At 62.0% G+C, this 19,404-nt stretch carries 15 protein-coding genes and 1 riboswitch; of the genes, 7 read left to right on the top strand and 8 right to left on the bottom strand.

All coding sequences use genetic code 11. The annotated features are described in order from the left end of the window. Positions 1 to 95: 95 nt before the first annotated feature. From dnaG to HMPREF2927_RS01195, 4 genes are all read right to left on the bottom strand, one after another. Entirely contained in the window at positions 96 to 2,204 is a 2,109-nt protein-coding gene (gene dnaG / locus HMPREF2927_RS01210) for a DNA primase (RefSeq protein WP_070684847.1), read from the bottom strand. A 131-nt stretch (positions 2,205 to 2,335) separates the two neighbouring features. After that, entirely contained in the window at positions 2,336 to 3,502 is a 1,167-nt protein-coding gene (gene dusB / locus HMPREF2927_RS01205) for a tRNA dihydrouridine synthase DusB (RefSeq protein ID WP_070684845.1), read from the bottom strand. Positions 3,503 to 3,702: 200 nt separating this feature from the next. Then, positions 3,703 to 4,680, bottom strand: a complete 978-nt coding sequence (locus HMPREF2927_RS01200) for a GNAT family N-acetyltransferase (protein WP_070684843.1) — start codon at positions 4,678 to 4,680, stop codon at positions 3,703 to 3,705. Positions 4,681 to 4,808: 128 nt separating this feature from the next. Continuing rightward, positions 4,809 to 6,188 carry a glycine--tRNA ligase gene (locus tag HMPREF2927_RS01195; protein WP_070684841.1) on the bottom strand — a complete coding sequence of 460 codons (1,380 nt, stop codon included), beginning with the start codon at positions 6,186 to 6,188 and terminating at the stop codon, positions 4,809 to 4,811. A 232-nt stretch (positions 6,189 to 6,420) separates the two neighbouring features. Between HMPREF2927_RS01195 and HMPREF2927_RS01190 the strand changes: the two genes are divergently transcribed. Then, a complete protein-coding gene (locus HMPREF2927_RS01190; protein ID WP_005507051.1) occupies positions 6,421 to 6,636 on the top strand; it encodes an RNA-binding S4 domain-containing protein in 216 nt (71 codons plus the stop codon). Positions 6,637 to 7,091: 455 nt separating this feature from the next. Here HMPREF2927_RS01190 and HMPREF2927_RS01185 read toward each other — a convergent pair whose 3' ends face one another. Continuing rightward, positions 7,092 to 7,844: an alpha/beta hydrolase gene (locus HMPREF2927_RS01185; protein WP_070684839.1), complete on the bottom strand. Its 753-nt coding sequence runs from the start codon at positions 7,842 to 7,844 to the stop codon at positions 7,092 to 7,094. 94 nt (positions 7,845 to 7,938) lie between these two features. Between HMPREF2927_RS01185 and HMPREF2927_RS01180 the strand changes: the two genes are divergently transcribed. Beyond that, entirely contained in the window at positions 7,939 to 8,754 is an 816-nt protein-coding gene (locus HMPREF2927_RS01180) for a MerR family transcriptional regulator (RefSeq protein WP_070684837.1), read from the top strand. A 131-nt stretch (positions 8,755 to 8,885) separates the two neighbouring features. Here HMPREF2927_RS01180 and HMPREF2927_RS01175 read toward each other — a convergent pair whose 3' ends face one another. The 3 genes from HMPREF2927_RS01175 to HMPREF2927_RS01165 all read right to left on the bottom strand — a co-directional run bounded on the left by HMPREF2927_RS01175 (position 8,886) and on the right by HMPREF2927_RS01165 (position 12,467). Continuing rightward, complete coding sequence (locus tag HMPREF2927_RS01175) at positions 8,886 to 9,236, bottom strand: MerR family transcriptional regulator (RefSeq protein ID WP_049355077.1); 351 nt, start codon at positions 9,234 to 9,236, stop codon at positions 8,886 to 8,888. A 366-nt stretch (positions 9,237 to 9,602) separates the two neighbouring features. Further along, complete coding sequence (locus tag HMPREF2927_RS01170) at positions 9,603 to 10,931, bottom strand: homoserine O-acetyltransferase MetX (RefSeq protein ID WP_070684835.1); 1,329 nt, start codon at positions 10,929 to 10,931, stop codon at positions 9,603 to 9,605. Between the two features lie 189 nt (positions 10,932 to 11,120). After that, positions 11,121 to 12,467 (bottom strand): bifunctional o-acetylhomoserine/o-acetylserine sulfhydrylase, encoded by a 1,347-nt coding sequence (locus tag HMPREF2927_RS01165; protein WP_070634113.1) that lies wholly within the window; start codon positions 12,465 to 12,467, stop codon positions 11,121 to 11,123. A 103-nt stretch (positions 12,468 to 12,570) separates the two neighbouring features. Beyond that, a riboswitch (SAM riboswitch) is annotated at positions 12,571 to 12,683 on the bottom strand. A gap of 359 nt (positions 12,684 to 13,042) precedes the next feature. On the opposite strand from HMPREF2927_RS01165, the gene HMPREF2927_RS01160 reads away from it, so the two are divergent. The 5 genes from HMPREF2927_RS01160 to HMPREF2927_RS01140 all read left to right on the top strand — a co-directional run. Continuing rightward, entirely contained in the window at positions 13,043 to 14,029 is a 987-nt protein-coding gene (locus HMPREF2927_RS01160; protein ID WP_070684833.1) for an ABC transporter ATP-binding protein, read from the top strand. Beyond that, positions 14,026 to 14,886: an ABC transporter permease gene (locus HMPREF2927_RS01155; RefSeq protein ID WP_049348853.1), complete on the top strand. Its 861-nt coding sequence runs from the start codon at positions 14,026 to 14,028 to the stop codon at positions 14,884 to 14,886. The genes HMPREF2927_RS01160 and HMPREF2927_RS01155 overlap by 4 nt, the downstream gene beginning before the upstream one ends. Position 14,887: 1 nt before the next feature. Then, positions 14,888 to 15,718 (top strand): ABC transporter, encoded by an 831-nt coding sequence (locus HMPREF2927_RS01150; protein WP_070684831.1) that lies wholly within the window; start codon positions 14,888 to 14,890, stop codon positions 15,716 to 15,718. A 102-nt stretch (positions 15,719 to 15,820) separates the two neighbouring features. Then, positions 15,821 to 17,041, top strand: coding sequence for a ribosome small subunit-dependent GTPase A (gene rsgA, locus HMPREF2927_RS01145; protein ID WP_070684829.1), 1,221 nt, complete (start codon positions 15,821 to 15,823; stop codon positions 17,039 to 17,041). Positions 17,042 to 17,256: 215 nt separating this feature from the next. Continuing rightward, the coding region (locus HMPREF2927_RS01140; protein ID WP_070684827.1) for a S9 family peptidase at positions 17,257 to 19,404 on the top strand (2,148 nt) is incomplete at its 3' end.

Raw genomic sequence — 19,404 nt, 5'->3', positions numbered from 1 at the left:
AGGTTGTGTGAGTGGCTTCTACCCTGCGGTGCCCCCGGCTACCTGTGGAACGTAGAGGTTCTGCAGGTAACCGGGGTATTCACAAGGAACCGTACTTAGCCGCGCTGTGCGCTGAGCTGTCGGCGGCGCATTTCCAGTTCGAGAAGCTGACGCTGTACCGCTTCGAACTCTTCGTCGTCGGGGTTGGCGCTGAGCTGCTCTAGGCGCATCATCAGGTCGGATTTTTGGCGGGCGATCTGTTGTTCGAATAGGGCGTTGAGTGCCCCGGTGACGAAGTTCGGCAGGCGCTCAGCGCTACTGACCGGTAGCGGTGAGACGGCGAGCTCCGCGATTGCGGGGTGTACGCCCTCCACAGCACCGGAGCGCACGCAGTTGATCCATTCGATGCCGGGGGTAGGTGCCATGACGGTTGCCGCGTGAATAATGCCGGCGGCCACCTCGCGGTGGGTGCGGTAGCGGAACTGCACGGTGGCGAGGTTACGCCACTGTTCCACGCTGATAAGCTCGGGGTGCTGCAGGGCAATCTCGAGCGCCGCCTTTTCGAGGCGGGCAACCGGGTCACGCGGGTCGGGGGTGAGGAACTCCTCGACGGCGGGGGCGGTCGCCTCCGGCTGGGGTGCGGTGGGCTGAATGCTGCTCGGCGGGTGCGCGGCAGCGTTCTGTCCGGCGTAGGCGCTGGGGGCGGCGTGGTCTTCCGGGGGCGGTGCGTCGTAGGCGGGATCGTAGGGTGCGTCAGCATGAACTGCCCCCTGAGCGCTCGTATAGCCCTGCGCTCCCGCGTAACCCGGCGTGCCTTGCACGCTTTGCGGCCCCTCATTCAGACGCTCGTAACGCGGTGCGGCTGCGGGAGCCTCCGCCTGCTGGGAGCGAGAAAGCTTCGGGTGGTTCTGCGCGTACGCCACGGCACGCTGAATCTCGTCAAGCTCCAGACCGAGCTGGCCGGACACCTTACGCATGTAGGCGGGGCGCAGGTCGCGGTCCTTAATGCCGGCGATAATCGGGGCGATAGCGCGCATCGCCAGCACGCGGCCTTCAAGGGTCGCCAAATCGTACTTGGCGAGGGTCGAATCAATCGCGAACTCGAAGAGCGGGCGGCGCGAAGCGATCAGCGAGCGCACGGCAGCGTCGCCCTTGTGCAGGCGCAGGTCGCAGGGGTCCATGCCGTTCTCAGCAACCGCAACGAAGGTCTGCGCGACGAAGCGCTGATCCTCCTGGAAGGCTGCCATAGCGGCCTTCTGTCCTGCGGCATCGCCGTCGAATGTGAAGATGATTTCGCCGCCGGAGCCGTCGTCGGTAATCATACGGCGCACCATCTTGATGTGGCCGGGACCGAACGCGGTGCCGCAGGTGGCAACGGCGGTGGTGATGCCGGCGAGGTGTGCCGCCATGACGTCCGTGTAGCCTTCCACGATGACGACCTGCTTGGTCTTGGTCATATCGCGTTTTGCCAGGTCAATGCCGTAGAGCACCTGGGATTTCTTGTACAGCTGCGTCTCGGGGGTGTTCAGGTATTTGGGGCCCTGGTCGTCGTCGAAGAGGCGGCGGGCACCGAAGCCGATGGTTTCACCGGCGATGGTGCGGATGGGCCAGATGATGCGGCCGCGGAAGCGGTCGTACAGGCCGCGGTTGCCCTCCGAGAACATGCCGGTAGCCTTCAGTTCCTCATCGGTGAAGCCCTGGGAGCGAAGGTGCTTGAGCAGGTGATCCCAGCCGCGCGGGGCGTAGCCGACACCGAACTTGCGGGTTGCGGCGGGGTCGAAACCGCGGGCGCCGAGGAAGTGCTGCGCCTCCTGAGCATCAGCGCTGTAGAGGTTGCGTTCAAAGAACTCGGCGGCAATCTTGTGCGCGTCGAGCAGGCGGCGGCGCATACCCGCCTCGTAGCGGTCGCCGGGCTTACCGCCCTCATAGTGCAGGGTGTAGCCGATGCGCGCGGCAAGGCGCTCCACCGTCTCAACGAAGCTGGTGTGTTCCATCGCCATGACGAAGGAGTACACATCACCGGATTCACCGCAACCAAAGCAGTGGTACGAACCGACCTGCGGGCGCACATTGAAGGAGGGCGTGCGCTCGTCGTGGAACGGGCACAGCCCCTTGAAGGTGCCTATACCGGCGCTTTTGAGGCTCACGTAGCCTTCAATGATTTCGCGGATATCGGTACGGGCGCGGACTTCGTCAATGTCTTCTTTGCGGATTAATCCAGCCATAAACTCAATTCTACGGTGAGGGTCAACAGGTAGCGCCTGCAGGCGTTATAGGCGCAGGAAATAGCGCACGAACAGGCTCATAAAAAGGATGCGCCGCGACGCGCAAACAGCACGCCGCGGCACACAGGTGTTTAGCCGCCGGAAATATCCAGCTCAGCCTCCGCCAGGCCCAGACGCTCAGCATCCCCCAGGATGCGCGAATCCAGCCAGCCATCGGGCAGGTGCGGCTGCTTGGGGCTGCCGGCGCGACCGCGCGAACCCTCCACGGCGGCGCCCGGGTAACCAATCGAGTGATCCAGCTGAGCAATCAGCTCACGGAACGTCGCCAGATCGGGCACCTGAGCCATCTTCGCGCGCAGCTCACCGCCAACCGGGTAACCCTTGAAGTACCACGCCACGTGCTTGCGGATCTCGCGCAGGCCTCGGGTCTCATCGCCGAAGGTTTCCACCAGCAGTTCTGCGTGGCGGTAAATCATGTCCGACACCTCAGTTAGGGTCGGGCGGATACGCTCCGACGAACCCTCAAACGCATTCTGCAGGTCACCAAACAGCCACGGGCGACCCTGGCATCCGCGACCAATCACGACGCCGTCCACGCCGGTCTGCTCGACCATGCGCACCGCATCCTCGGCGGAGAAAATATCGCCATTACCCAGGATCGGCACATCCGGAATCAGCTCGCGCAGCTGCGCAATAGAATCCCAGTCAGCCTTACCCGAATAATGCTGAGCCGCAGTACGACCGTGCAGAGCAATCGCCGCAACACCGGCATCACGAGCAATCTTGGCGGACTCCAAGAACGTAATGTGGTCATCGTCGATGCCCTTACGCATCTTAATCGTCAGCGGAATATTGTTGCGAGAGGCTTCCTTCACCGCGGTCTGCACAATCGCAGTGAACAGGTCAGTCTTCCAGGGCAGAGCGGCACCGCCACCGCGGCGAGTCACCTTAGGAGCCGGGCAACCAAAGTTCAAGTCAATGTGGTCGGCACGGTCCTCTTCAACGACCATGCGCACAGCCTTACCGACGTTAACCGCGTCCACACCGTAAATCTGGATGGAGCGGATCTTCTCGTCCGGGTCATGCTCAATAATGCGCATGGACTCGGGCTTACGCTCCACCAGGGCGCGCGCAGTCACCATTTCGGTAACGTACAGGCCGCCGCCATATTCACTGCAGAGGCGGCGGAAAGCCTTATTGGTCACGCCAGCCATCGGGGCGAGAACCACGGGAGTATCAACGGTCAGATTGCCCAGTTTCAGGGGCGGAAGGGTAAGACGGGGTGCTTCAGAATTCACCCCTATATTGTGGCATACGGGGGCAAATCGAGAACCGGACTCAGCTGAGGGGGTACAGGAACACAGCACAGCGGCACGGCGCAGGCTCAGCAACCGTGAGGAGGCGCAGGTACGCGAGAGGGGCGGAGGAGCATTCCACTCCCCCGCCCCTTCAGCAAGAGCCAGCCAGCAGGCTCGGTACCGAGAATCTACCTAGTAACCTACTCGGTCACGTAAATATAGGTCGGGTCACCCTCCACCGAGGCAGTGCCGCCACGCAGCAGCACGTCGGTCACCTGAACCAGCGCCTCCATGGCGTCGTCAACCTCAACCAGCACCGGGTACTTAGCGCTCAGCAGGGACAACACCTGCATAATCGCCTCCACGGCACCCTCATTATCGAAGTCGTAGCCCAGCAGCAACTCCGTGGCGGTCTTCTCATCCACCAGCGCCGCCTCCGGGTCAGTCTCGAAGGGGTGGTAGCTCACCGCAAACGCCACAATCGGGCCCTTCTTACCCTCAGCAGCAGCCTCACGAATATGGTCACGAAGCACCACGGCACCAAAGGCACGCACCTCATCCGAGAGGAAATAGCGGTTCACGGTGCCCAAACCCACCTCGGCGGGAACATCCCACTCGTGGGCGCGGCGGTAGAAATCCCACAGCGCGGCGGTCAGCTCAACCGAACCGGTCGCCAAATCCTCAATCGCCTGAGTCTCGTTACCGTCAGCGTCCTCACGCAACGACACCGGAGGAATCGCCCCCGGCTCCACACGCACCATACGGGAACGCTGAACCAGCTTCATACCAGTAGCCTGCGCGAACTCCTCACCGTCACTAAACGGCGACAGCTTCACACGCAAAGCAGTCGTCTGACCGTGCGCCGCCGCAATCTCACGCAGCGCATCCAGCAGGGCAGTACCAATACCCTGACGGCGGTGATCAGCCGCGACCTCCACATACGACCACAAACGCGTCGGATGCAGCAGCGAAGCAACCACAGTACCCGCAGCCACCGGCACACCAGAAACAGTCACCACCAGGGTACGGCTAAACGGCGCGTCACTGTCCGGGCCGAAAAGGCCACGCTGGCGCTCCTCAACCTCATTACGGGCAGAGTTCCAAATCTCAAGCAGGGCAAGGTCATCACCCTCCTGCCAAGGACGAATCTCAAATTTTTCGCTGAGGCGTTCAGCCATATCCGTGCACCTTTCCTTCGCTCGCGTCAAACGTGCCAATCAGTCTAACCAGGGTAGCCCAAATACACGACGGCGGGTAGCCTCTTTCGCTCTAAGAGGCTACCCGCCGACCATGTTATAAATTATTTTTAGCCTGCCAGGCGTGCAGCCAGGTAAGACTTCACCTGATCCAGAGCCACACGCTCCTGGTTCATGGTGTCGCGCTCGCGGATGGTCACAGCCTGATCCTCAAGAGTGTCAAAGTCCACGGTGATGCAGAACGGAGTACCGATCTCATCCTGGCGGCGGTAACGGCGACCAATAGCGCCCGCCTCGTCGTAATCCACGTTCCACAGGCCACGCAGCTCGTTCGCCAGCTTGGTTGCGGGCTCAGACAGTTCAGCCTTCTTGGACAGCGGCAGAACAGCAGCCTTCACCGGTGCCAGGCGCGGGTCGAGCTTCAGCACGACGCGCTTATCCACGCCACCCTTAGTGTTCGGTGCCTCATCCTCGACGTATGCGTCAACAAGGAACGCCATCATGGAGCGGGTCAGACCAAAGGACGGCTCAATCACGTACGGCACGTAACGCTCACCGGTAGCCTGGTCGAAGTACTCAAGCTTCGCGTTGGAGTGCTCGTTGTGCACACCCAGGTCGTAATCGGTACGGTTCGCAACGCCCATCAGCTCGCCCCACTCGGAACCCTGGAAGCCGAAGCGGTACTCAACGTCAATGGTGCCAGCCGAGTAGTGTGCACGCTCCTCCTTAGGAACGTCGAAGCGGCGCATGTTATCCGGGTTAATACCCAGGTCAACAAACCAGTTCCAGCAGTCCTCAACCCACTCGTTGAAGTACTTATCAGCGTCATCCGGGTGCACGAAGTACTCAATTTCCATCTGCTCGAACTCGCGAGTACGGAAAATAAAGTTACCGGGAGTGATCTCGTTACGGAACGACTTACCGATCTGGCCAATACCGAACGGCGGGCGCTTACGAGAAGCAGTGACCACATTGTTGAAGTTCACGAAAATACCCTGAGCGGTCTCCGGGCGCAGGAAGTGCAGACCCTCCTCATTATCAACCGGGCCCAGGTAAGTCTTCATCAGACCGGAGAAGTTCTGCGGCTCAGTCCACTCACCGCGAGTACCACAGTTCGGGCAAGCAATCTCTTCCATGCCCTCAGCCGCGCGGCCCTTCTTCGCCTCAAAGTTCTCCAGCAGGTGATCCTGACGCAGACGCTTGTGGCACGACAGGCACTCAACCAGCGGGTCGGTGAAGGTCGCCACGTGACCGGACGCCTCCCACACCGCACGAGGCAGAATAACGGAGGAATCCAGGCCAACCATGTCCGCACGAGAGCGGACGAAACGCTGCCACCACTGCTGACGGATGTTTTCCTTCAGCTCCGCACCGAGGGGGCCGTAGTCCCATGCGGAGCGGGAACCGCCGTAAATTTCACCGGCCTGGAAAACAAAGCCGCGGCGCTTCGCGAGCGCAATAATGTTATCGAGGGTGGACTTTTCAGCCATAGTTACTCCTTCTGCCCCGCCACCGGCTGTGACGTGCGTGAGTTCGGGTTCATAAGGGACGCAACCCAGAACGGGGCGCCCATATTCGCGCTCATCGGCGCAATATGCACACTTTTTGATGCAAGACACTAGGGTACCATCACCACCCAACCCCTGGGTATGCCTACCCGACCCACCACTCCCCCATTTTTACCGGACACCAGGATGCACCCGGCGGGATAAACTAGAGAGCATGGAAGAAATTTTTATTCGCGACGACATGATCCGCCTCGGCCAGTTCCTCAAGCTCGCCAACCTCGTAGAGGACGGCGCGCAGGCACGCGAGGTCATTCAGCACGGCCTGGTAAAGGTCAACGGCGACATTGAGGAAGCCCGCGGCAAGCAGCTGCACCCCGGCGACACCGTGACCCTCAACGGCGTGACTGTGAAGGTTGCGCACGAGGACTAGTCCTCTCTCTGCTTGGTTAGGGCTACATGCGAGGGACGGCGTTCGTCCTCGTTCATCTCACCATGGGAGGGGCGGGGCACCGCATATTTCCTCAGGCAGAGCGCTAGAGGAGTCGGTGACCGTCCTCGTTCCTACAGGGAACCCGCCCTCGCTTCGCTTCGGGCACCCTGATGTCACTTTCGGACGGCACCGCCCCTCCGCGCGCGCACCTCACCGGAACCGGGGGGGTAGCTATACCCTCCGGAAGCGACATCAGGGTGCCGCCCCGGGCGCTCTCCGCCGCGAAGCAAGGAGAAGCGGAGCGTCCGGGTGCGGCGGGTGCCCCTGCAGGAGCGGAGGAAGGGTATAGCGTCCCACCCAGCCCCTGTAGGAACGAGGACGATAACCGCCTTTCCAAGCGGAACTACACGTAAGCCCCCGAGTCGTCAGACCCGGGGGCTTTCCATATAGTCGATTTAGGCGTCAGAGCCTTCCACGGTGCCGGTCGCCTCCGCAACCTTCTGCGCACGAATACGCGGCTCCTGACCCTGCACCTTCACCTCCAGGAACTCGCCCACGTGGCGAATCTCCATGGCGCTCACGCCGTGACCCGCACCGGCGTACAGCACTTTAATGCCGTCGGTGTACTTGCGGATCCAGTCGTAGGTGTAGTTCACCATCTGCTGCGGGATGACGGGGTCTTCCTGGTCGCGGCCGAAGAACACCGGCAGTTCGGTCTTCTTCAGCTCCTCGTCCTTGAAGTACGGCGAATCAGAATCTACCGCATAGCCGGACAGTCCCACTACGGCGGCGAACTCGCCGGGGGCGTGACGCACCATCGAGGTTGCGATGCCCATGCCCTGCGAGAAGCCCAGCAGGGTCACCGAAGCATACGGCTCGCGGTTCGCGCGCACCCACTCCAGCACGTAGTCGCTCGCCTGCTCAATGGCGCGCTGGTCAGATTCGAGCTGCTGGTTCAGCGGGTACCACTGGTAGCCGATAGCGTCTGCGGCAATGTAGGCACCGGTCGAGTCCGCGGAGAACTGGGAGCCGACCGGCTGCGGTGCACGCATGGAGGCGTAGGTGAAGCCCTCCTGCGGAAGGTGCGCCGCCAAGGACAGCAGGTCGTGCTCCTGGGAGCCGTAGCCGTGCAGCAGGAGCACCAGGTGGGTGCCTGCGCGTTCGTTCTCGGGGCGGGTGTATTCGACGACGTATTTGTTTTCGCTCATGAACCCATCTTAGCGAGGACTCCCCGGCAAACCTGCACCGCCGGTTCCGCCGCTAGCTTGACCCTCACCTAACGTGAGGTTTTAGAGTGAAACCATGGACGCGAACATAACACCATCTGACGGGCAGCACGAATACACCGTAGGAGAAGCGGCATCACTACACGGGCTCACAGTCCGCACGCTTCACCATTGGGAGCAGCGAGGCTTACTCAACCCGGCGCACGATGAGTTCAACGGGTACCGGTACTACACCGATACAGATCTTGAACGAATCACCGTCATTATGGGATACCGCGCCATCGGCATGAGCCTTGACGCTATTCGCAACATACTGCAGGATCGGGCGAACAGCACCGAGCATCTGCTCGCTCAGCGGGATATGCTTCAACGCAAAATCGCCGCGTATGGGCGCATGCTTGAAACCATCGAACGTCTTTTGGAGGACACTATGGCACCTAAAAATGAGCAGCTCAGCGCTGCCGAAAAAGCAGAGATTATGGGTGAAGGGTTCAGCCTCGCCCACCAGCAGGAAGCGCAGGAGCGTTACGTGAAAACTGACGACTGGGCTGAATACCAGCGCCGCACTGCCTCGATGGACCGTGCCGACTGGCAGAACGGCAAACAGCAGATTGACGAGGTAGAACAGGCCCTCGTCGAGGCGTTCAACCGCGGCGTGCAGCCGGGTAGTGAGGAGGCGAATGCGCTCGCCGAGCGGCACCGCGCCTCCCTGTTCTTCTTTGAGGTTACCCCCGCTAAGCACGCTATTCTAGCCCGCGGTTACGTTGAGGATGCCCGCTTCAAGGCGTACTACGAGAAGCTTGCGACCGGGCTCGCGGAGTGGTTGCGGGATGTCATCTACGAGAATGCTCGTGCACACGGTATTGACCCGCAGGAAGCTACCTGGGGGTAAGCCTCCGGAGTGGAGATACCTAGTAACTCAGCTTGAGTAGCCGAGCATGCCAGCTGAGCACAAAAATACGCCCGGTATTCCCAACGTTGGGAATACCGGGCGTTTATACGCGTCTGCAGAAGACTAGTTACCTAGCGGGTGCTGTCGAGGTGACGGCGGTGCTCCTGAATACGGCGATCCAGGTGCTCAAGGTTCTGCTGCAACCCCACAATCTCATCCTCAATCTTCTGACGGGCACGCTCCATCACATCAATGGATAGGGCGTGGTCGTCCGGATTGCTCAAAATCGTGCGAATGTCGGCAAGACTCATGCCGGCCTGACGGCAGGTAGCAATAAACCGTGCTGCGGAGATAGACTCCTCATCAAAAATACGGGTTCCGTGAGCATCACGGGGCACCGCAATGAGCCCCTCTTTTTCGTAATATCGCAGGGCGTGGGTGCTCACCCCCAACTGCTCCGCTACCTCTTGAATACTTACCACAGCGTTAATGCTATGGGGTTAGAGCTGGTCTAAAGCAAACCGAGAACCTTTACCTTCCGGTGCAACAGGAGGTTACTTCCGCGATATCTCGCGGAGGTTCCACAAAGCACCCAAAAAACCGGAAAATATTCCCTGACCTGGCACAACACCTTTCAAAAGGATGCAAAGAAACGCCGGATGCTCGCATTGTGCAAGCACCCGGCGCCTCATTACCTAACCTTTAGGGTGAAGGTTAATTCTCGGCGGGCGGAAGAACCTGTGAAGACACTATCTGCCCACCCGGAATTTACCCGCACTTAGGTGGTATAAACAGCGATCAGAGGGGCTTGGGTCAGCACCCCGTGAATACTCGCGGTTCTCGTAGTTCTAGCGGGTCGCCGTAGCATACAGGCGAGTCATCGAGTCCAGCGCCTCACGCTCACGCTGCGCCTCACTCGGGGTGGCGGAATCATCCTCAACACCCAGGGCGCGCGCCAGAATCTTCTCCACCTGCTTCGCCTCAATCAAGAAGCCGTCATGGCCGTGGTTCGACTCGATAATGTCCACGGGCACCGGGGTGGGAAGCGCCTCCGCCAGGCGGTGCGACTCGTGCGGGAAGAACAGACGGTCCGTGTTCACCGCCGCAATCGTCCACTCGCAATCGGTGTGCGCCAGCGCCTGCGCCAGGGTGCCGCGGCCACGCGCCACGTCGTGCGAAATCAGTGCCTCGTTCACTGCCAGGTAGCTGTTTGGGTCAAAGCGCTCAACCAGCTTGGCGCCGTGGTGGTCCAGGTAGCTTTCGATAGCGTAGCGGCCACGAGGCTCGCCCAGAGAACCGCCCACGGTGCTTTCGCCGCGGTTCTCCTCGCGGCCGAAGCGGTGCTCCAGCTCGGCGGGGCTACGGTAGGTGGTGTGCGCGATACGGCGTGCCAGGGCAAGACCGGTTACCGGCGCGGGGCCGTTGTAGTAGTCGCCGCCGGCAAAGTTCGCGTCGGAGCGAATCGCCAGGTTCTGCGTGTGCGCCCAGGAAATCTGCTCGGCGGTGGCCGAAGGACCGGAGGCGATGACCGCGCATCCGCGCACCAGTTCGGGGTTGGTTGCGGCCCATTCTACGGCGCGTGCGCCCCCGAGGGAACCGCCGATGACGTAGCGGAAGCTCGTGATGCCCAGGGCCCGGGCCAGACGCGCCTCAGCACGCACCGAGTCGCGGATGGTGACGAGCGGGAATCGGGATCCCCAGCGCTCACCGGCGCCCGGGTAGCCTTCCGGGATGATGCTCGCCGGGCCGGTCGAGCCGTAACAGCCGCCCAAAATATTGGGGGCAATCACGAAGTAGCGGTTGGTGTCCACGACCGAGCCGGGGCCCACGATACCTTCCCACCAGCCGTCCGATTCGATGGCGCGAATCAGCGGGGCGGGCATGTCGGGGGTGGGTACGCCGCGGGAGACATGCGTGTCACCGGTGAGCGCGTGCAGAATCAGGATGGCGTTATCGCCAGCCTCGTTGAGGGTGCCCCAGGTTTCGTAGCCGATGGTGACCTGCGGCAGGGTCACGCCGGACTCGAGCTCCAGGTCGCCGATGTTCAGCTGACGCAGGTAGCCTTGCGCTTCGGGGTGTTCGCGCTGAGTGCCCGCCACGGGGATGGGTGCGGTGACAGGCTGGCTGGTAGTGCCGGACTTGGTGGTGCCGGACTGGCTAGTGCTCTGGGTGGTCATGGGGTTCCCTTCACTGGGTTGGTCGGCGAGGTGGTGCCGGGTGTGAGCGGGGTACTCGTCTGTGGGTAGAAGAAGCAACAGGTTGGGCGGCAGCAACGCCGCACAGTTACAACATGCTCCGTAACGGGGAATCCGCAGGTGGACCGAAAAGCCGTAGCTTGCCGGTCCACCTGCGGGTTGCATCACCGTTTAGGAGAGGGTATCGAAGCCCAGCTGCAGGTCGGCGAGAATGTCGTCGATGTTCTCGATACCGACTGCCAGGCGGACGAAGTTCGGGTACACGCCAATCTTCTCCAGTTCCTCAGCGGAAAGCTGGGAGTGGGTGGTGGAGGCGGGGTGAATCACGAGCGAGCGTACGTCACCGATGTTCGCCACGTTGGAGTGCAGCTTCAGGGCGTCCACGAAGTCGCGGGTCTCCTCCAGGGTTGCGTCCTTGAGGGTGAAGCCGAGCACCGCACCGGGGCCCTTGGGCAGGTACTTCTGTGCACGCTCGTACCAGGGGGAGGATTCCACGCCAGCCCAGATAACCTTGTCGACCTGCGGGTTTGCTTCGAGCCAGCGGGCGACCTTGGTGGCGTTCTCAATGTGGCGTTCGATGCGCAGGGAGAGAGTCTCCAGACCGATGCCGATGTTGAAGGCGTTGGTCGGGGAGATTGCGGCGCCGGTGTCACGCAGCAGGGAGACGCGCGCCTTCAGGATGTAGGAGAGGTTCGCGCCGAACGCGGAGTCCTTACCCAAATCGCGTGCGTAGACCAGGCCGTGGTAGCCGGGGGCGGGCTGGTTGAACTTGGGGAACTTCTCGGGGTCTGCACCGTAGTCGAAGTTACCGGAGTCAACGATCACGCCGCCGATGGAGGTGCCGTGGCCGCCCAGGTACTTGGTGGCGGAGTGGACGACTACGTCTGCGCCGTGCTCGATGGGGCGTAGCAGGTACGGGGTGGGTACGGTGTTGTCCACGATCAGAGGTACGCCGTTTTCGTGCGCAATCTTGGCGATGGGCTCAATGTCGAGCACGTCGTTGCGGGGGTTGGGCACGGACTCGCCGTAGAACAGCTTGGTGTTGGGGCGGACTGCGGCGCGCCATGCGTCCAGGTCGTCCGGGTCCTCAACAAAGGTGGTTTCAATGCCCAGGTCGGCGAGGGTGTACTTGAGCAGGTTGTAGGTGCCGCCGTACACGGAGGGCGAAGCAACAACGTGGTCGCCTGCACCGGCAATGTTCAGGATTGCGTAGGTAATAGCTGCCTGACCGGATGCCAGCAGCAGCGCGCCTACGCCGCCTTCCAGGGAAGCGATACGGTTTTCGATGACTTCCTGGGTGGGGTTGTTGAGGCGAGTGTAAATGGGGCCCAGCTCGGCGAGGGCGAAACGGTTCGCTGCCTGCTCGGCGCTGTCAAAGACGAAGGAAGTGGTCTGGTAGATAGGTAGTGCCCGAGCTCCCGTTGCGGCATCCGGCGCCTGACCTGCGTGGATCTGGCGGGTTTCGAACTTCCAACCGGCGGGGTTGGCGGGAGTCGGGACGGTAGTGTTGTTGCTCATGCGTGGCTCCTATTGGGGATTCTTAAGGGGCCGCATGCCGACGGTACAGGAATCGTCGTCGAATAATCCTGTCACGATTGATGTACCGGTTTCGGTCACATCGGTCCCGCGCTTGCGTCACGCTTGTGCGTGCCGCCCGGTCTTCACCCAGGGCACCCCACCGCGGAGGAGGGTTGCCGGCCAGCTAGCTGGGGCTTATCGCTGGCGCTCTTGACCTGTTATTTAGAGTGTCATAGGGCACGGGGTGGGGTCAAGGGTTTTGTGGGTGCGCGGTACTTTAAGACATTTCATTGCAAAGATGACGTTTTTTAACGTCTGTCACCAAAAACCGCCTGCAACAAAACGTGAGCGACGGTGCCGGGGCAATCCGAGGGCGAGGCAATCGAGATGCGGAGGCGGGCACTCCCACCATCCACACAGTAACCCCCATCACTTTCTGGTGCTACTTTTCGGTACACTGAAATGACACATACACTCACGCAGGGTACAACTCACTACGGCTCACTACGCCGTTTATCCTGCCCAGCATCCCTCCGGTATAGGAGCCAGAGGGTCATACCCGAAGGTTACCTACCATGTCTCTTGTTCTTGATGCGGCGCAGCTCAGCCGCGTCTTTGGCAAAGGTGAAAATACCTTTACCGCAGTCGACCGTGTGTCACTTCGCGTTAGTTCCGGTGAGATTCATGCCCTCCTCGGCCCCAACGGTGCGGGCAAAACCACCACCGTGCAGATGTGCTCGACCCTGCTCACCCCTACCGGCGGTAACCTCACCGTGAACGGTATTGACGCTATCGCCCACCCGCAGCGGGCGCGCCGTCACGTGGGCCTAGCTTTGGGAGGGGAGAACGGCTTCTACCCGCGCGCCAGTGCCCGCGATAATCTGCTGTTCTTCGCCGATGTTGCGGGGGTTTCCGGGCGGACCCGACGGCACGAGGTGGAGCACGCTCTAGCCCGTGTGGAACTCACCGATGCGGCAACGCGGCCTGTCCAGGAGTTTTCCCGCGGCATGAAGCAGCGCCTACATATTGCCCGCGCCCTGCTCGGCTCCCCCGCCCTGCTCCTGCTGGATGAGCCGACCAACGGGCTCGACCCCGATATCGCCCTAACCGTGCGTACCCTCATCCGTTCTCTCGCGGAAGACGGTGCCGCCATTCTGCTGACGAGCCACCTGCTGGGCGAAATCGAGGATTTGGCGCACACTATTACCGTTTTGGGCGCTGGCTCCGTTGCTGTGAGCGGCAGTCTCGAGGATATTGCCGCGCACGCAGGTATTGCCGCCACGACCGTGGTTCAGGTGGACCCCACCGCCACCGAGGGCATTGATACGCTCCGCGGGTTCCTCGGCGATAAGGCGGCGGTGCTGTTTGCCCCGCGCGGATCCGGCTGGGAACTGACCCTCTACTGGCACGGCGAGCGCGCCACGTTCGAGGCGGGCGAGGCTCACCGCATCCTGGCGGAGGGCCTTGCCGCCTCACGCATTGGGGCACGAACCGAACCGTACACGCGACCGGCAACCTTGGAAGAGGCATACCTGGCAATGGCGGAGGGGCTCAAGCGATGAACGCTCAGACGCAACGCTCGGAAGAGTTCCAGCGGCAGGGTCGACGGTACGACCTGTGGCAGGAGTGCGCCCGCCAACTGCGACTCATGGGCTTTAGCCTGCGCCAGTTTCTGACGGTCCCCTACTTCATTCAGCTACTCATCAGTACGGTACTCGGCTCGGTCATCCTTCAGGCGCTCGCCGTGCATGCGGCAACGCAGAGCTCCGCGGGTCACTCCGTTGACCCGACCCTCGCGTGGACCCGCGCGGGCATTGTGGGCATGTGGTCGGTCTGCATCGTGTCTGCGGGCATCATCAATTTCGAGCGTTTCCGTGGGACCCTCGTGTACCTATGTTCGGGGTCAATCTCTCCGGTGCGGGTGCTGGCGGCTATCGTTTCAAGCGCCTCCATTGTGGGTCTGGCTGCCTTGCCCCTATCGTGGGCGGTTTGGGCTCTTGTGACGCTCAACCCGCAGGTCACGGATTTTTCGATACTCTGGCCGCGCTACGTTCTGGGCGTTCCCCTGCTGTGGCTTGCGTGCCTGTCGATCACGTGCATGATTGCGGTATTCTTCGTGGCCACGCCGAACGCTATCGCCTACGAGGAGCTATTGCTCGTGCCGGTTTTTATTCTCTCCGGGGTTCTCTTCACGACCATTGAAGCGCCAGCCTGGCTAGATGCTGTAGGCACGCTCATTCCCCTGCAGGCGCCGGTTCACCTGCTACTTGGGCGTACCGCCATCACTACCCCGGCGGATGCACTCTTGCCCGTAATTCAGACCCTGGTCGTGAGCTTCATCTGGGCGTTGTGTGCTTTCCTCTTTGCTCGGAAGGCTCTCGCCTCCGCCCGCCGTCGCGGCACCCTGGGGGCGATGTAGCGTGCGTGTTCTCTCTACTGATTCTCTGCCCGGCGTGGCGCGTCGGGCACTGTCGACCGCCTCTATTGGCTGGTCGTCGTCGATTACCTTCGCAACCCTCGGAACGGCTATCACGACCCTGGTGCTCGTGCCGGGCCTCAACGTGCTTTTCACGGTGCTTCTGGGTGCTGATCTTGCCGCAAACGATACGGTACGCATCGGCTGCGCGTCTGCTCTGATTGCCACCCTCAGCTCCGTGGCAGCCGGTATTGTCGCGCGCGTCGCCACTGACCGTTGGATTGGTGTCTTCGAGTACGTGTGCACGGCACGTCCCGTGGATGCGGGCTATTGGCTGGGCGCGGCGGCGGTACCGGCCCTGTTGGCGTCCGTGACGGGTCTGAGCAATGTGGGCATCGTGTGGTTACTGTCCCTCACGGCACCCTCTACCGGCGCGGGTTCGGGGCTTCTGCTAGGCGCTCTTGCGCTGATGCCGGTTGCGGTTCTAGGCGGGGTCTGCCTGGGCATTTTTGCCGCCGGCCTGGGGCTATACCTTTCGGATCCGTACACGGGGTCCAATTTTCTGGCGATTATTCTGCCGGTCAGCGCGGGCGTCATCGTTCCGGTGAGCACCTACCCCGCATGGCTTGCCTGGCTGTGTTCTTGGGTTCCGGGGTCCCGGCTGGTGCAGGCTTTAGATACCTCTGGCGGTACTGCGAGCAGCACCACCCCGGATCTCTTCGCGCTCTTGGCAGCAGATACAGCCCTGGGGATGCTCTACGCCGCGATCGGGTTGGGGCTGACGTATCTTGCTGCCCGCCGCATCCGTGCCGGTGCCCGCGCCTCACTGTTATAGGGCGTGAAACCCAAAAAGAACGAACCTTTTAAGTGCCCGCTACCCGGCGCATTATCCGGGTGTCATATTCAACCGGGCACCACGACCAAGAAAGAACATCCTGTGCCCATCCCTCCCACCGTGTACACGCTAGAGACCCTCGGTTTCGACCCCTCCTGGCAGGGCGCGGCAATCCGCGCCGCGTTCGTCCTCAACGGCGTCCTCGAAGATTTCACCCTCGCCCGTGTGAGCGCCGTGCACCGCACCCGCTGCGAGCTACTGACCTGCGAGCGGGGCGAGCTCATCAAACTTTCTGCTCCCCTGCGCCCGGTCGAGAACGACTATGGTGAAGAAGAGTACCCCGTTGTCGGCGACTGGGTGCTCACCCAGCCCATCCCGGGAACCGGCGATGATACCCAGCCGGCGGAGCATAAAACCCTCGCGATTCTGCCCCGCCGAAGCTACCTCACCCGCCCCAGCGCCACCCGGGAATCTGCGGATCAGCCCGTCGCTGCTAACGTGGATATGCTCTGCGTCGTTGAGCCGTGCTTCCCTGAGCCGTCCATCGGGCGCGTTGAACGCTACACCGCCCTCGCGCATGCTTCCGGGGTGCAGGTAGCTCTAATTCTCACCAAGGGTGACCTGGTTACCGCGGAACAGCTCGCCGGGTATCGGGATTCTCTGGGTAGCGGTATGGATGCAGTGCTCACCGTCTGCACGGATAACGGCTACGACCCTGCCCCGGTGGCGGAGCTTGTCGCCGGACGTACCGCCGCGTTCCTGGGTCGCAGCGGCGCCGGAAAATCCACCCTGGTCAACGCCCTGCTCAACCCCGGAGTTGACCCCCGCGAAGACGCCGCAGAAAACCGGGTGCAGGTCACCTCCACGGTCCGAGATGCTGACGGCAAGGGGCGCCACACCACCACCAGCCGCCAGATGCTTGTTTTGCCCAGTGTGGAAGGCTCAAGCGAAAGAGACTCAACCAACGCAAAATCATCATCTGGCACGGTGCTGATTGACACTCCGGGCGTGCGAGCCCTAGCCGCAACGAGCGATAGCGCCGCGATTGACGAAACCTTCGACGACGTCTCCGGTTACGCTTCCGCCTGCCGGTACAGCGACTGCTCCCACGGCTCCGAACCCGGATGCGCGGTGCAGCAGGCCATCACTGACGGCACTCTCGACCCCGAGCGCTTCGAACGCTACCGCAGGATGATAGCCGAATCCGCGCGTCTACGCCTGCGCTCTCAAGAACGTGAGTACCGGCAAAGTAACCGTGCCTTCACGAAGGCAAACAAGGCGGGCCGCCGCACCCTCATGTCCATTAAGGGGCGCGCTAACTAGCCACCGAATGCGCATATCCCGGCGGGGCTTCCACGAGCTGAGCCAGGCAATCCCGCGCGGGCCGCAATATAGTAGCCTGCCTCACTCTTCGATACACTAGAACTAGGCGTGCCCACAGTCCCCGCGCACCTTCACCGCCACCCGGCGGCACAGGAACGCGGGCGCAGACGGCACACACCATTCACAAACCCATAACTCATGAAAGAGGTGGCAGCATGGCTGAACAGAACCTCACCCCGCCCGTACCGAAGAAGGTCGAGCACCGCCGCGAACACCACGGCGACGTCTTCATCGACCACTACGAATGGCTCCGCGACAAGGAAAGCGAAGAGGTCCTCAACTACCTCAAGGCAGAAGCCGAATACACCGAAGCTGTCACCGCAGACCAGCAGCCCCTCCGCGAATCCATCTTCAACGAAATCAAGGACCGCACCCTGCTGTCAGATCTGACCGTCCCGAACCGTATCGGTGACTGGTGGTACTACAGCCGCATGGTGCCCGGCGGCCAGTACCCCGTCTTCTACCGCTACCCCGCCCTGCACGAAGGCGACGAGGTGGTGCGCTACACCCCGCCGACCGTCACCCCCGGCGAAGTACTCGAGGGTGAAGTCGTCATCCTCGACTGCAACGAATACGCCAAGGACATGGAGTTCTTCTCCCTCGGCAGCTTCCAGCCCGCACGTAACGGCAAGCTGCTGAGCATCTCCGTGGACGAAAAGGGCGACGAACGCTACGAGCAGCGCTTCCTCAACATGGAAACCGGCACCTTCCTCGAAGACACCATCCCCAACATTGCGGCGGGTTCCTTCTTCATCAACCACGCCGAACAGCTCATCTACCTCGTGCCCGACGAGTCGTGGCGCCCCTGGCGTGTCTACGTGCACGACGTCGGACAGGGCACCGAAGACCACCTGATTTACGAGGAACCGGACAACACCATGTGGCTCGGTGCCGCCATGAGCTCCGACCGTTCCTCCGTGGTCATTACCAGCTCCAACTCCGAGTACACGGAGGTGCGCCTCATCCCCACCCGCGAACCCAAGGGCGAGCCGACCCTGCTCATCCCCAAGAGCGCGGGCATCGAATACTACGCTGAGCCGCTCAACATTGCCGGCGAGCAGCACCTGCTGATTCAGCACGACTACAATGCGCTGAACTCCGAGCTGGTCCTCGCAGACATGCCGCGCGAAGGTGAAAGCCTCGAAGAGTACGCGCAGCGTTGGGTACCCGTCATCCGCCACAGCGAACACGTGCGCCTGGAAGGCTTCACCTTCACCGCAACGCACCTGGTCGTCACCGCCCGCGCGGACACCACCACCCGCATCTTCCTCGCACCGCGTGAGCAGCTGCCCATCCAGTGCCGCCGCCGCCGCCCCGCCGGCGTGACCTTCATGGAACCTGCCGGCTTCGACGAGGAACTGTACACCGCCTCCGTGCTACGTGCGGAGAACTACTCCCCCGTACTGCGCATCGCCTACACCTCGTACCTGACGCCGCGCCGCGTCTACGACTACTTCCCCATGTCGCAGACCCTGCTGCTGCGCCGTGAAACCCCGGTACTGGGCGGCTACAACCGTGAGGACTACCGCGCCTACCGCGACTGGGCACCGGCGGCGGACGGCACGCTCATCCCGATCTCGGTGATTCACCGCGCCGACCTGGACATGAGCAAGCCGCACCCGGTCATCCAGTACGGTTACGGCTCGTACGAGTCGTCCATGGACCCGATGTTCTCCATCCCGATGCTGTCGATCCTGGACCGCGGCGTTATTTACGTCATCGCGCATATTCGCGGCGGCGGCGAGATGGGCCGCTCCTGGTACCAGAACGGCAAGAAGCTCGCGAAGAAGAACACCTTCACCGACTTCGTGGACGTCACCAGCTACATTGCGGCTAAGCCGTGGGCTGATGAGGCGCGTATCGGCTGCTACGGCGGTAGCGCCGGCGGCCTGCTCATGGGCGCCGTCGTGAACCTCGCCCCCGAAAAGTACGCCGCCTGCCTGGCTGCCGTGCCGTTCGTGGATGCGCTGACCACCATCCTCGACCCGGAGCTGCCGCTGTCGGCAATGGAGTGGGAAGAGTGGGGCAACCCGATTGAGGACCCGGAAGTGTACGCCTACATGAAGTCGTACACCCCGTACGAGAACATCCGCCCGGTCCGCTACCCGGCGATTGCTGCAGTAACGAGCCTGCACGACACCCGCGTGCTCTACGTGGAGCCCGCAAAGTGGATCGCGGCGCTGCGTGAGCAGATTGACCCGTCGTCGCCGGTACCGCTGCTGAAGATTGATATGTCGGGCGGCCACGGTGGTGGTTCCGGCCGGTATACGCGTTGGCGTGAGATTGCGTGGGATTACGCATTC

The sequence above is a fragment of the Rothia sp. HMSC061E04 genome (assembly GCF_001813685.1).
Classification (GTDB): Bacteria; Actinomycetota; Actinomycetes; order Actinomycetales; family Micrococcaceae; genus Rothia; species Rothia mucilaginosa.
The sequence above is the reverse complement of the archived record's forward strand: the minus strand, read 5'-3'. Positions and strand labels throughout refer to the sequence as shown.

What these genes read in the sequence shown, in the direction of transcription:
- HMPREF2927_RS01185 (WP_070684839.1), bottom strand. Translation starts at nt 7,844, where the DNA reads ATGAGCGAAAACAAATACGTCGTCGAATACACCCGCCCCGAGAACGAA.
- HMPREF2927_RS01160 (WP_070684833.1), top strand. Translation starts at nt 13,043, where the DNA reads ATGTCTCTTGTTCTTGATGCGGCGCAGCTCAGCCGCGTCTTTGGCAAA.
- HMPREF2927_RS01190 (WP_005507051.1), top strand. Translation starts at nt 6,421, where the DNA reads ATGGAAGAAATTTTTATTCGCGACGACATGATCCGCCTCGGCCAGTTC.
- HMPREF2927_RS01170 (WP_070684835.1), bottom strand. Translation starts at nt 10,931, where the DNA reads ATGACCACCCAGAGCACTAGCCAGTCCGGCACCACCAAGTCCGGCACT.
- HMPREF2927_RS01195 (WP_070684841.1), bottom strand. Translation starts at nt 6,188, where the DNA reads ATGGCTGAAAAGTCCACCCTCGATAACATTATTGCGCTCGCGAAGCGC.
- HMPREF2927_RS01155 (WP_049348853.1), top strand. Translation starts at nt 14,026, where the DNA reads ATGAACGCTCAGACGCAACGCTCGGAAGAGTTCCAGCGGCAGGGTCGA.
- dnaG (WP_070684847.1), bottom strand. Translation starts at nt 2,204, where the DNA reads ATGGCTGGATTAATCCGCAAAGAAGACATTGACGAAGTCCGCGCCCGT.
- HMPREF2927_RS01165 (WP_070634113.1), bottom strand. Translation starts at nt 12,467, where the DNA reads ATGAGCAACAACACTACCGTCCCGACTCCCGCCAACCCCGCCGGTTGG.
- HMPREF2927_RS01200 (WP_070684843.1), bottom strand. Translation starts at nt 4,680, where the DNA reads ATGGCTGAACGCCTCAGCGAAAAATTTGAGATTCGTCCTTGGCAGGAG.
- HMPREF2927_RS01180 (WP_070684837.1), top strand. Translation starts at nt 7,939, where the DNA reads ATGGACGCGAACATAACACCATCTGACGGGCAGCACGAATACACCGTA.